Here is a 12551-nt window from a genome sequence, read left to right as displayed (position 1 = left end):
CCCCGCCGCCTTCTCGCCCGGCCACCACCGGCTTGTCGGTACGGGCCGCCTTGGCCCGGTACTGGGCGGCGTCGGCGAGGCGGAACAGCCGGCGGGCCGAGCGGACCGGGCCTATCGGGTCGCCCGTCGAGGCGACCCCGCAGGCCACCCCCTGCCCCGTCTCCAGCTCCGCCGCCCGGCGGCACACCTCGTCCGCCACCCGGACCACCTCGTCCGCCGGCGGGCCCACCGCCAGCAGGCAGAACTCGTCCCCGCCCAGCCGGGCGGCCAGGGTGTCCGGGAGCATCGCGCCGCACAGGGACAGCACCGAGGCGAAACGTTCCAGCAGCCGGTCGCCCGCCTCGTGGCCCAGCACGTCGTTGACCCCCTTGAGCCCGTTGACGTCGCAGACCAGCAGGCTGACCACCGTCCCGTCCGCGCGGTGCCGCTCCAGCGCCTCGTCCAGCCGCACGTCCACCGCCCGGCGGTTCGCCAGACCGGTGAGGGGGTCGGTGAAGGCCAGCCGGCGCACCTCCTCCAGCCGCTCGGTCTGGGCGATCCCGGCCGCGATCACCGACGCCAGCGCCTCGGCGAAGTCCGCGTCGGCCCGGTCGAAGACCGGCCGACCGGGCTCGCGCGCCACGTACAGCTCACCCCATGCCCGCCCGTCCACCACGACCGGGGCGACCACGCAGCAGCCGCGCCCCCGCCGGCGCAGCGCCGGGGACCGGCCCTCCTGGGGCGCCCCGGGGCCGTACCGGGACGCCCGGTCCCCGCCGTCGGCCGTCTCCACCCAGGCGCGCGTCCCGTCCCCCGGGCCGCCGCCGTGGCGCAGGCCGGTGATCTCGGGGAAGTCGTGGACCGGGTACGTCTCGTCCTCGGGGAACTCCTCCTCGTCCCCGCGCCGCTCGCCGGTGTTGACCAGCACCCGCAGCAGGCCGCGCTCGCGCTCCCAGACGGACAGGGCCGCGAAGGAGCCGCCCAGCGCGGCCCGCGCGCCCTCGGCGGCGGTGCGGGCGACGTCGCGCAGGGTGTGGGCGGCGGCCATCTTCTGCGCCAGCCCCACCACGGTCCTCAGCCGCGCGTCGTCACCCATGCCGTACCCGATCCACACGACCCAGGTTATGGGCCTTCACTCCGGGTCGCCGACCGGCTCGCACCGGCCCGCTCCGGCTCACCGGGCTCGTGCCCGCTCAACCCCGGGTCACTCCCCCGGCCAGCGCGGGGCCCGCTTCTCGTTGAAGGCGGCCACGCCCTCGGCCCGGTCGCCGGAGAACGCCACCGAGCGCCAGGCCGCGTCCTCGACCTCCAGACCGGCGCGCAGATCCATCCCCCATCCGGTGCGCAGCGCCCGCTTGGCCGCCCGCAGGCCCACCGGGGAGTTGGCGGCGATGCGCCGGGCCAGCCCCAGCGCCTCGGCGCGGTCCTCGCCACGGGCCGCGAGGAGGTCGACCAGGCCCAGCTCGCGGGCCTGATCGGCCTCCACCCTGCGCGCGGTGAAGATCAGCTCGGCGGCGCGGGCGGCGCCCACCCGGCGCGGCAGGAGCTGGGTTCCGCCGCCGCCGGGGATCACCCCGACCGACACCTCCGGCAGGCCGACCACCGCGGTGGGGTCGGCGACGATCAGGTCGCAGGACAGGGCCAGCTCGAAGCCGCCGCCGAGCGCGAACCCGTGCACGGCGGCGATCGTCGGCATCGGCAGCTCCAGCACCCCGGTGTAGGCGGCGCGGGCGTACGGCCGCTGCCGGGACAGGTCGGCGTCGCTGAAGGAGTTGCGCTCCTTCAGGTCGGCGCCCACGCAGAACGCACGCTCGTGGGTGGAGGAGAGCACCACGGCGCGCACCCGCCGGTCCGCGGCGAGCGCGGCGCAGGCGTCCCCGATGTTCCTGGCCATCTCGGTGGAGACGGCGTTCATCGCCTTCGGCCGGTCCAGCACCAGCTCGGCGACGTGCCCGTCCGGCTCCCGCCGCACCGCGACCCACTCGCCGAACCGCTCCTCGCTCACGCCCTCGCCCACGCTCACGCCCTCGCTCACGTCGTCCACGCAGCCCTTCCGGTTAACGATCGCTCACTGGTGTACGGGCGCATCATGCCATCCGCCCCGCCCGGCGGGTCAGGGGCGAGTGGCGGGGCGGCGGCCGAAAACCGGGGTGAGGTGGTCAGGAACCGGAGGTGAGGTGGTCAGGAACCGGAGGTGAGGTGGTCAGGAACCGGGGGTGCGGCGGGTCAGCAGCCAGGGCTCGATGACGCCGAGGCCGCGTACCGGGCGCTGGTAGAGGGGGCGGAGCGCGAAGCGGTACGACGCGTCGGCGTCCGTCTCCTTCTCCGACTCCGGCGCCTCCCCGGCGGCCACCAGTTCGGCGCGCAGCGCGCCGTCCACCAGCACCGCGTCCTTGGGCGCTATCGAGGTCAGCCGGCTGGCCAGGTTGACCGTGTTGCCGAAGACATCGCCCATCCGGGTGGTGACCGTGCCCAGGGCCATGCCCACCCGCAGCTCCGGCATCGTCGCGTCGTTGGCCAGGGTCTCGATCAGCCGCAGCCCGATCTCGGCCGCGGTGCCCGCGTCGTCGGCGACGTAGAGCACCTCGTCGCCGAGCGTCTTGATCAGCCGGCCGCCGTGCGCGGCGACCAGGTCGGCGGCGGTGGTCTCGAACGCCTCGACCAGCTCGCCCAGCTCCTCCTCCTCCAGCCGGCGCGTCAGCCGGGTGAAGCCGACCAGGTCGGCGAAGGCGACCGCCAGGCGCCGGTCGACCATCTCCTCGTCGTCGGCCGCCTGCACCACCCGGCCGGTGGCGGCGGCCAGCTGCCGCCGCCAGACGTACACCAGGAACTCCTGGAGCTCCGGCAGCAGCAGCTCGACCAGCGGGTAGGCCACCTCGGTGCGGGTCATGCCCGGCTCGGGCGGCTCGGTCAGGCCCTCCAGGAAGGAGTCGATCTGCCACTCGGCCAGCCGCGCGGTGGTCTGCCCGGTGGACCGCGCCACCTGCACCGCCATCGCCTCGCTCAGCAGCCCCGCCTCCACCAGGCCGGCCAGCCGCCGCAGCGCGATCACGTCCGTCTCGGTCAGTGCCTTGGCCTGGCCGATGTCGGCGAACCCCATCGCCCGCCAGAAGCGGGCGGCCAGCTCCATGGAGACGTCGGCGGCGCGGGCCGCCTGGAAGGGCGTGTACTGCCGGCCGGCGCCGAGGATCAGCTGCTCCAGGCGGAGCGCGAGGGGGTCCTCCTCCGGCCGGGCCTGGTCATGGGCCGCCTCGCCGGCCGCCTCACCGGCCGCTTCGCCGTCCGTCGCCGGCTCTTCGGCTGGGGTGCCCGAGTCGTCCACTGCCCTTCCGATCCACTCACTGCCGCCGCGCCCGCCGCGCTGGGTCGCCTCAACGATACGGCAGGTGTGCCCTGGCTCACTCTCCCGGCGACCGCTCCCGCGGCCGCCCCGGCGGACGCCCTACGCCTCCTGTGAACCGGGCCTGAGGTGCACGATGTCACCCGCGCCCACCGGCTGCTGCACGCCCTCGGCGCCGGCCAGGACCAGCCGCCCGGCGCCGTCCACCGCGACCGCCTCGCCCAGCAGCTCTCGCTCCCCGGGCAGCACCGCGCGCACCCGCCGGCCCAGCGTGGCGCAGCTCGCCGTGTAGGCCTCGCGCGCTCCGCTCGCCTCCGGGTCACCGCCGGCCTCCCGCCAGCGGACGTACCACTCCTCCACGGAGCGCAGCACCGCGCGCAGCAGGGTGTCGCGGTCGGTGACGCGCGCGCCCGCCAGGGCCAGGGAGCCGGCCCCGGGCACCGGCAGCTCCTCCTGGCGCAGCGTGACGTTGAGTCCGATACCCAGTACCACGGCGGCACGGCCGCCGGGCCGCTCGACCCGCTCGGAGAGGATGCCGCCGATCTTGCGTTCCTCGTCCCCGGAGCGCACCAGGACGTCGTTGGGCCACTTCAGCACCACGTCCGCCCCGGCCGTGCGGGACAGGGCGGAGGCGGTGGCGACTCCGGCCAGCAGCGGCAGCCAGCTCCACCGCTCGGCGGGCGCCTCGGGGGCCAGCAGTACGGAGAGGAACAGTCCCGAGCGGGCGGGCGCCGTCCAGGTGCGCTCCAGCCGCCCGCGCCCCGCGGTCTGCCGCTCGGCGACGAGCACCTCCCCCTCCCGCGCCTCGCCGCGGGCGGCCCGCGCGGCGAGGTCGGTGTTGGTGGAGCCGGTGGAGTCCACCACCTCCAGCGAGGTCCACAGCGATTCGGGCCGCACCAGCGCACGGCGCAGCGAGGCGGTGTTCAGCGGGGGGCGTTCCAGGTCCGACCAGGGACTGTCCGACGGGTCGTTCGGTGTCATGCAAGACAGATTAGGTGTGGCAAACGCCGCACCGCCGGATCACTCCCGCGCCGATACGCTACGAGTCGGTAGCCAGACGCCATGACGCACGACGCACGACGCACGACGACCAGACGCCACGACGAGGAGCCGCAGCCCGTGTCCGAGCAGCAGAGCCCAGCCCCCGAGGACCAGGATCGTCACACGACCGCGGGCAGGATCGCGGATCTGCGGCGGCGTATCGAGGAGGCCACGCACGCGGGTTCGGCGCGCGCGGTGGAGAAGCAGCACGCCAAGGGCAAGCTGACCGCCCGCGAGCGGATCGAACTGCTGCTGGACGAGGGGTCGTTCACGGAGCTGGACGAGTTCGCCCGCCACCGCTCGACCAACTTCGGCCTGGACGCCACCCGCCCCTACGGCGACGGCGTCGTCACCGGTTACGGCACGGTCGACGGACGCCCGGTCGCCGTCTTCTCCCAGGACTTCACCGTCTTCGGCGGCGCGCTGGGCGAGGTCTACGGCCAGAAGATCGTCAAGGTGATGGACTTCGCGCTGAAGACCGGCTGCCCGGTCATCGGCATCAACGACTCCGGCGGCGCACGCATCCAGGAGGGTGTGGCCTCGCTCGGCGCCTACGGCGAGATCTTCCGCCGCAACACCCACGCCTCCGGTGTGATCCCGCAGATCTCGCTGGTGGTGGGCCCGTGCGCGGGCGGCGCGGTCTACTCCCCGGCGATCACCGACTTCACGGTGATGGTCGACCAGACCTCGCACATGTTCATCACCGGCCCCGACGTCATCAGGACCGTCACCGGCGAGGACGTCGGCTTCGAGGAGCTGGGCGGCGCCCGCACCCACAACTCCACCTCCGGTGTCGCGCACTACATGGCCTCCGGCGAGGAGGACGCGGTCGAGTACGTCAAGGCGCTGCTGTCGTACCTGCCGTCCAACAACCTCTCCGAGCCGCCCGCCTTCCCCGAGGAGGCGGACCTGGAGACCTCCGGGACCGACCGCGAGCTGGACACGCTGATCCCTGACTCGGCCAACCAGCCGTACGACATGCACGACGTGATCGAGCACGTGCTGGACGACGGCGAGTTCCTGGAGACCCAGCCGCTGTTCGCGCCGAACATCCTCACCGGCTTCGGCCGGGTGGAGGGCCACCCGGTCGGGATCGTCGCCAACCAGCCGATGCAGTTCGCCGGCTGCCTGGACATCGACGCCTCCGAGAAGGCCGCGCGCTTCGTGCGCACCTGCGACGCCTTCAACGTCCCCGTGCTGACCTTCGTGGACGTGCCCGGCTTCCTGCCCGGCACCGACCAGGAGTACGGCGGCATCATCCGGCGCGGCGCCAAGCTGATCTACGCCTACGCCGAGGCGACGGTGCCGCTGATCACCGTCATCACCCGCAAGGCGTTCGGCGGCGCGTACGACGTGATGGGCTCCAAGCACCTGGGCGCCGACCTCAACTTCGCCTGGCCCACCGCCCAGATCGCGGTGATGGGCGCGCAGGGCGCGGTCAACATCCTGCACCGCAGGACGCTGGCGGCGGCGAAGACGGACGAGGAGCGCGAGGAGCTGCGGGCCAAGCTGACCGCCGAGTACGAGGACACCCTGCTCAACCCGTACGTGGCCGCCGAGCGCGGGTACGTGGACGCGGTGGTGGTGCCCTCCGAGACGCGCCGCCACATCGTGCGGGGGCTGCGCTCGCTGCGCAACAAGCGCGAGTCGCTGCCGCCGAAGAAGCACGGCAACATCCCGCTCTGACCGCCCCTTGGGCACCCTGTGACCGCCCGCGACAGCGAGGAGACCGTGACGTGATCAAGGTCGTACGCGGCAATCCGACCCCCGAGGAACTGGCCGCCGCCCTGGCGGTGGTGCGCACCCGGGCCGCGGCCCTCGCGGCCGCGGGCGGGGCCGACGGGCCCGCCGAGCGCGGCTCGGAGTGGTCGGACCCGGCCCGCACCGTCCCCGGCCACCGCCTGCCGCACCCGGGCCCGCGGGCCTGGCGGACGGCGTACTGGCCCGCCTGACCTGCCCGCCGGCGGGAGACATCCCGCACGGCCGTGGCGCAGGATCGGGGGCATGCTCTGGTCCGACCCGGCCGACGAACCCCCCGAGGAGCTGCGCACCACCCAGGCGATGCTCCGCCGTACCGGCTGGCTGCTCGCCGTCGCGATGGTGGCGGTCTTCCTGCTGCTGTGAGCGGGCGGCCCGGTTCGGCGCGGCCCCGGCCCGCGGCTGCCGGGAGACTTCCTAGGATGGGCCGTATGGCCCACGACACCACGCCCCGCCGCCGCCTCGTCCTCGCCTCCCAGTCCCCCGCCCGGCTCGGGCTGCTCCGGCAGGCGGGGATGGCGCCCGAGGTGATCGTCAGCGGTGTGGACGAGGACGCCCTGGACGCCCCCACCCCGGCTGAGCTGGCCCTGCTGCTGGCCGAGGCGAAGGCGGACGCCGTGGCCGGGCGGCCCGAGGCCGCCGGCGCGCTCGTCGTGGGCTGCGACTCGGTGCTGGAGCTGGACGGGCGGCCGCTGGGCAAGCCGGCGGACGCCGAGGAGGCCGCGGCCCGCTGGAAGGACATGCGCGGGCGGGCGGGCGTCCTGGTGACCGGGCACTGCGTGGTGGACACGGCCACCGGCCGCCGGGCCTCGGCGACCGCCGCCACCACCGTCCGTTTCGGCGAGCCGAGCGACGAGGAGATCGCCGCCTACGTCGCCAGCGGCGAACCGCTGCACGTCGCGGGCGCCTTCACCCTCGACGGCCGTTCGGCCCCCTTCGTCGACGGCATCGAGGGCGACCACGGCAACGTCATCGGGCTGTCGCTGCCGCTGCTGCGCCGCCTCCTGGCCGAACTGGACGTCTCCGTCACGGAGCTGTGGGTGTGAGGGGCGGCCCGGGCGGTCCCGCCGGGGCTCCCCCGAGGCCCTCCGGGCCCTCCGGGCTCCCCGGCGCGCCCGGCTCCCGCGCCTCCTCGGTACGACCGCGGGGGCCGTACGCCACCAGGGTCAGCACCAGCAGCCCCAGCACGAGCATCATGGCCGCGAAGGCGGCCCAGCCCACCAGTCCGACGCCGAGCGCGCCGAGCACCCCGTGCACCACGGCCGCGGCGACCAGCAGGGCACGGGCGAGGCGGGCGGGCGGCCGGTCGGCCAGCCCCGCACGCAGCAGCAGCGCGGCGCACAGCAGCAGGTAGGCGCCGACGAGCACGCCGCCGGTCCATGTCGAGACGGCCATCAGACGCGGTTCGAGTCCGGCCAGGGACATCTCCTGACGGTCGACCATGAGCCCCAGGACCCAGTGCAGCCACCCGGCACCGGCGGCTTCGGCCGCGAGCACGGCGGCCGCCGTCAGGGCCACCGCCCTTCTGTGCGCCATTCCGTCCCCCACCCGTCGTCCCATGGGCGCGCGGTGCGCGGCCCTTCGGCAGCGCGCATGCTACTAACGGGTAACGGCTCGGGAAAGACCTCGCGCCCCGGCAAAGAATCACCCCTCCATTCGTAGGAACCCCACAAAGAGTCCGGGACGCTCGTTTCCCCGCCGGACAGTAACCTTGACCACACCGAGGATCTCCAGCCGGACGCGAGATCGCGGCGTACCGTGTACCCACAAGGGATTTGGGCTCCCCGGGACTCCCGGGGTCACATTCCGTGTGGGCAAGCTCACCCCCCTGGGCGACTCGGCCTGCGGTGTCGCCGATACCTAAACTCACATCGCTCATATGTTGCGGCCCAGCGCCAAGGAGGAAGCCATCGTGCGCAAGGTGCTCATCGCCAATCGCGGTGAAATCGCTGTCCGGGTCGCCCGGGCCTGCCGGGACGCCGGGATCGCGAGCGTGGCCGTCTACGCCGACCCGGACCGGGACGCACTCCACGTGCGGGTGGCGGACGAGGCCTTCGCGCTCGGCGGTGACACCCCCGCCACCAGCTACCTGGACATCTCCAAGGTGCTCAAGGCCGCGGCCGACTCCGGCGCGGACGCGATCCACCCCGGCTACGGCTTCCTGTCGGAGAACGCCGAGTTCGCCCAGGCCGTCATCGACGCCGGGCTGAACTGGATCGGCCCGCCCCCGCAGGCCATCCGCGACCTGGGCGACAAGGTCGCCGCCCGCCACATCGCCCAGCGCGCCGGCGCACCCCTGGTGGCCGGCACCCCCGACCCGGTCTCCGGTGCGGACGAGGTGGTGGCCTTCGCCAAGGAGCACGGCCTGCCGATCGCCATCAAGGCCGCCTTCGGCGGCGGCGGGCGCGGCCTGAAGGTCGCCCGCACCCTTCAGGAGGTCCCCGAGCTGTACGACTCCGCGGTGCGCGAGGCGGTGGCCGCCTTCGGCCGCGGCGAGTGCTTCGTGGAGCGCTACCTGGACCGGCCCCGGCACGTGGAGACCCAGTGCCTGGCCGACAAGCACGGCAACGTGGTGGTCGTCTCCACCCGTGACTGCTCGCTGCAGCGCCGCCACCAGAAGCTGGTCGAGGAGGCCCCCGCGCCGTTCCTGACGGACGAGCAGAACGCCGAGCTGTACCGCGCCTCCAAGGCCATCCTGAAGGAGGCCGGCTACGTCGGCGCCGGCACCTGCGAGTTCCTCGTCGGCCAGGACGGCACGATCTCCTTCCTGGAGGTCAACACCCGCCTGCAGGTCGAGCACCCGGTCACCGAGGAGGTCACCGGCATCGACCTGGTCCGCGAGATGTTCCGCATCGCCGACGGCGAACCGCTGGGCTACGACGACCCGCCGGTGCGCGGCCACTCCTTCGAGTTCCGCATCAACGGCGAGGACCCCGGCCGGAACTTCCTGCCCGCCCCGGGCACCGTGACGAAGTTCGACCCGCCCACCGGTCCGGGCGTGCGCCTGGACGCCGGCGTGGAGTCCGGCAGCGTCATCGGCCCGGCCTGGGACTCGCTGCTGGCCAAGCTGATCGTCACCGGCGCCACCCGGCAGCAGGCCCTCCAGCGCGCCGCCCGGGCCCTGGCGGAGTTCCAGGTCGAGGGGATGGCCACCGCCATCCCCTTCCACCGCACGGTGGTCGCCGACCCGGCCTTCGCCCCGGAGGTGGGCGGCCGCCCCGCCGACCCCTTCACCGTCCACACCCGGTGGATCGAGACCGAGTTCGTCAACGACATCAAGCCCTTCGCCGCGCCCGGCGCGGACGAGGAGGACGACGAGCCCGGCCGCGAGACGGTGGTCGTCGAGGTCGGCGGCAAGCGCCTGGAGGTCTCCCTGCCCGCCTCGCTGGGCATGACCCTGGCCCGCACCGCCGCGGCCGGCGGCGCCCGCCCCAAGCGGCGCGCGGCCAAGAAGTCCGGCCCGGCCGCCTCCGGTGACGCGCTGGCCTCCCCGATGCAGGGCACCATCGTCAAGGTCGCCGTCGAGGAGGGCCAGACCGTCGCCGAGGGCGAGCTGATCGTGGTGCTGGAGGCGATGAAGATGGAGCAGCCCATCAACGCCCACCGCGCCGGCACCGTCAAGGGCCTGAACGCCACCGTCGGATCCGGTGTCAGCGCCGGCGCCGTCATCTGCGAGATCAAGGACTGAGCCCGCACCGCCCCGGCGCACGGAAAGGGGGCGGGACGGCCGCGGCCGCCCCGCCCCCTCTTGCCGTACACGCCGTACACGCCGCCGGCGCGCGGCCGGTCTCAGTGGCGGCGGGGTGCCAGATCCGCGACCCGGCCCATCGTCTGGCTCTCGCCCGGAGCGATCGGCGGGGCCGCCCGCAGTTGGGCGCCGCCCCCGCCGCCCGGCGGATGGTGCCGGCCCCGCTGACCCGGCAGCGGCACCTCGCGCCGCGGCCGGCCGCCCGGACCACCGGGCCGGCCCTCGCCCTCCACCCCGGCCGCCCCGCCCTGACCGGGGTGGGCCACGGGCGCCGCGCCCACCGCTCCGGACGGCGTACCGGCCGCACCGGTCACCGTGATCCGGACGCCCTGGTCCGCCAGCGCCTGGAGTTCGGCCGCCGCCCGGTCCTCGTGCGGCGGGGGCTCGTCCGTCACCAGACGGGTGATGGCCTCCGGGGAGACGGTCTGGAACATGGTGTCGACTCCCAGCTTGGTGTGGTCCGCCAGGACGACCACCTCCGCGGCGGCCTGCACCAGCGCCCGGTCCACGCTCGCCGACAGCATGTTGGAGGTCGACAGCCCTCGCTCGGCCGTCAGCCCGCTGCCGGACAGGAAGGCGCGCGAGACCCGCAGCCCCTGCAGGGACTGCTCGGCACCGCTGCCGACCAGCGCGTAGTCGGCGCCGCGCAGCGTGCCGCCGGTCATCACGACCTCGACGCGGTTGGCGTGCGCCAGCGCCTGCGCCACCAGCAGGGAGTTGGTGACCACGGTCAGGCCGGGAACGCGCGCCAGGCGGCGGGCCAGTTCCTGCGTGGTCGTCCCGGCGCCGACGACGACGGCCTCGCCCTCCTCCACGAGACCCGCGGCGGCGTCGGCGATCGCGCTCTTCTCCGCGGTCGCCAGATGCGCCTTGTGCGGGAAGCCGGACTCCCGTGAGAAGCCGCCGGGCAGCACCGCGCCGCCGTGCCGGCGGTCCAGCAGTCCTTCCGCCTCCAGCGCCCGGACATCACGACGCACGGTCACTTCGGAGGTCTGGACGACACGTGCGAGCTCGCGGAGCGACACGGCTCCGTTGGCCCGCACCATTTCGAGGATCAGTTGACGACGTTCTGCAGCGAACACAGAACAGACGGTAACCCGTGCGACCGTCTGGTTTCAGCTGTTTCCGCTGAATAACGGAAATTGTTCGCAGGCGGAACCCTGCCGTGGTATACGCGGACGGCCCGGCGGAACCCGGGCCCCCGGTCAGCCGCCCTCGGCCGCCTTCCGCGTCTGGAGCTGCCTCGCCACCTCGCCGATCGAACCCGACAGCGAGGGGTAGACCGTGAAGGTGTTCGCGATCTGCTCGACCGTCAGGTTGTTGTCGACCGCGATCGAGATCGGGTGGATCAGCTCGCTGGCGCGCGGCGCGACCACCACGCCGCCGACCACGATCCCCGTGCCCGGACGGCAGAACAGCTTCACGAAACCGTCCCGCACGCCCTGCATCTTCGCCCGCGCGTTGCGCAGCAGCGGCAGCTTGACGGCCCGGGCGTCGATCCGGCCGGCGTCCACGTCGGCCTGGGTGTAGCCGACGGTGGCGATCTCCGGGTCGGTGAAGACGTTCGCCGAGACCGTCTTCAGGTCCAGCGGGGCCACCGTCTCGCCCAGGAAGTGGTACATCGCGATCCGGCCCTGCATGGCCGCGACCGAGGCGAGCGCGAACACGCCCGTGCAGTCGCCGGCCGCGTAGACGCCGGGCGCGGAGGTGCGCGAGACCCGGTCGGTGCGGATGTGGCCGGAGTCCTTCAGCACCACCCCGGCCTCCTCCAGGCCGATGCCCGAGGTGTTGGGGACGGCGCCGACGGCCATCAGGCAGTGGCTGCCGGTGATGACCCGGCCGTCGGAGAGGGTGACCTCCACCCGGTCCCCGACGCGCTTGGCGGAGGCGGCCCGGGAGCGCGACATCACGTTCATGCCGCGGCGGCGGAAGACGTCCTCCAGCACGACCGCGGCGTCCGGGTCCTCGCCCGGCAGCACGCGGTCGCGCGAGGAGACCAGCGTCACGCGGGAGCCGAGCGCCTGGTAGGCGCCCGCGAACTCGGCGCCGGTGACGCCGGAGCCGACCACGATCAGCTCCTCGGGCTGCTCCTCCAGGTCGTAGACCTGCGTCCAGTTCAGGATGCGCTCGCCGTCGGGACGGGCGTCGGGCAGCTCGCGCGGCTTGCCGCCGGTGGCGATGAGCACGGCGTCGGCCGTCAGCCGCTCCTCCTCGCCCCCGGCCGTCTCCACCACGACCTGCCGTGTGCCGCCGGACGCCTGGTTCGGCTCCAGCCGGCCGCGGCCGCGCAGCACGCGGGCGCCGGCGCGGGTGACGGCGGCGGTGATGTCGTGCGACTGGGCCAGCGCCAGGCGCTTCACACGCCGGTTGACCTTCCCCAGGTCCACGCCGACGACCCGGGCGGGGTTGTCGGGGTCGGGGGTGCCGTCCTCGACGATGATGCCGAGCTCCTCGTAGGAGGAACCGAAGCTCGTCATCACCTCGGCGGTCGCGATGAGCGTCTTGGAGGGGACGCAGTCGGTCAGCACCGAGGCGCCGCCCAGACCGTCGCGGTCGACGACGGTCACTTCCGCCCCGAGCTGCGCGGCCACCAGCGCCGCCTCGTAGCCGCCGGGTCCACCACCGATGATCACGATCCGAGTCACGTACCCCAGTCTCGCACGCGCCCCCGCGGCGGCCGCCACC

12 protein-coding genes are annotated in these 12551 nt (G+C 74.2%); 5 read left to right on the top strand and 7 right to left on the bottom strand.

The features are described 5' to 3' along the window. The 4 genes from L7D48_RS18135 to L7D48_RS18120 all read right to left on the bottom strand — a co-directional run. The coding region (locus tag L7D48_RS18135) for a sensor domain-containing diguanylate cyclase (RefSeq protein ID WP_237880499.1) at window positions 1–1075 on the bottom strand (1075 nt) is incomplete at its 3' end. 108 nt (window positions 1076–1183) lie between these two features. Continuing rightward, window positions 1184–1984, bottom strand: coding sequence for an enoyl-CoA hydratase/isomerase family protein (locus tag L7D48_RS18130; RefSeq protein WP_237880504.1), 801 nt, complete (start codon window positions 1982–1984; stop codon window positions 1184–1186). Between the two features lie 198 nt (window positions 1985–2182). After that, window positions 2183–3313, bottom strand: a complete 1131-nt coding sequence (locus L7D48_RS18125; protein WP_374492711.1) for an adenylate/guanylate cyclase domain-containing protein — start codon at window positions 3311–3313, stop codon at window positions 2183–2185. A gap of 108 nt (window positions 3314–3421) precedes the next feature. Continuing rightward, window positions 3422–4300 (bottom strand): biotin--[acetyl-CoA-carboxylase] ligase, encoded by an 879-nt coding sequence (locus L7D48_RS18120; protein ID WP_237880497.1) that lies wholly within the window; start codon window positions 4298–4300, stop codon window positions 3422–3424. Between the two features lie 81 nt (window positions 4301–4381). On the opposite strand from L7D48_RS18120, the gene L7D48_RS18115 reads away from it, so the two are divergent. The 4 genes from L7D48_RS18115 to L7D48_RS18105 all read left to right on the top strand — a co-directional run bounded on the left by L7D48_RS18115 (window position 4382) and on the right by L7D48_RS18105 (window position 7164). Continuing rightward, window positions 4382–6046, top strand: a complete 1665-nt coding sequence (locus L7D48_RS18115; RefSeq protein WP_256462967.1) for an acyl-CoA carboxylase subunit beta — start codon at window positions 4382–4384, stop codon at window positions 6044–6046. 50 nt (window positions 6047–6096) lie between these two features. Further along, complete coding sequence (locus L7D48_RS18110; RefSeq protein WP_237880496.1) at window positions 6097–6312, top strand: acyl-CoA carboxylase subunit epsilon; 216 nt, start codon at window positions 6097–6099, stop codon at window positions 6310–6312. Window positions 6313–6364: 52 nt separating this feature from the next. Beyond that, a complete protein-coding gene (mmpB, locus tag L7D48_RS29575) occupies window positions 6365–6484 on the top strand; it encodes a morphogenic membrane protein MmpB (RefSeq protein WP_369126572.1) in 120 nt (39 codons plus the stop codon). A 65-nt stretch (window positions 6485–6549) separates the two neighbouring features. Further along, complete coding sequence (locus tag L7D48_RS18105; RefSeq protein ID WP_374492704.1) at window positions 6550–7164, top strand: nucleoside triphosphate pyrophosphatase; 615 nt, start codon at window positions 6550–6552, stop codon at window positions 7162–7164. On the opposite strand, the gene L7D48_RS18100 is transcribed toward L7D48_RS18105, so the two are convergent. Continuing rightward, on the bottom strand, window positions 7145–7654 hold the full coding sequence (locus L7D48_RS18100; protein ID WP_237880494.1) for a hypothetical protein: 510 nt from the start codon (window positions 7652–7654) through the stop codon (window positions 7145–7147). The genes L7D48_RS18105 and L7D48_RS18100 overlap by 20 nt on opposite strands. Window positions 7655–8030: 376 nt before the next feature. Here L7D48_RS18100 and L7D48_RS18095 point away from each other — a divergent pair, with 376 nt between their 5' ends. After that, entirely contained in the window at window positions 8031–9806 is a 1776-nt protein-coding gene (locus L7D48_RS18095) for a biotin carboxylase N-terminal domain-containing protein (protein ID WP_237880502.1), read from the top strand. A 101-nt stretch (window positions 9807–9907) separates the two neighbouring features. Here L7D48_RS18095 and L7D48_RS18090 read toward each other — a convergent pair whose 3' ends face one another. Both L7D48_RS18090 and L7D48_RS18085 read right to left on the bottom strand, forming a co-directional pair. Continuing rightward, complete coding sequence (locus L7D48_RS18090; RefSeq protein WP_237880501.1) at window positions 9908–10912, bottom strand: DeoR/GlpR family DNA-binding transcription regulator; 1005 nt, start codon at window positions 10910–10912, stop codon at window positions 9908–9910. Between the two features lie 159 nt (window positions 10913–11071). Next, window positions 11072–12520: an NAD(P)H-quinone dehydrogenase gene (locus L7D48_RS18085; protein WP_237880500.1), complete on the bottom strand. Its 1449-nt coding sequence runs from the start codon at window positions 12518–12520 to the stop codon at window positions 11072–11074. Between the last annotated feature and the right edge of the window lie 31 nt (window positions 12521–12551).

Source organism: Streptomyces sp. ICN903 (assembly GCF_022015835.1).
GTDB classification, from domain to species: Bacteria; Actinomycetota; Actinomycetes; order Streptomycetales; family Streptomycetaceae; genus Streptomyces; species Streptomyces fenghuangensis.
This window is presented reverse-complemented; position numbering and strand designations above follow the sequence as displayed.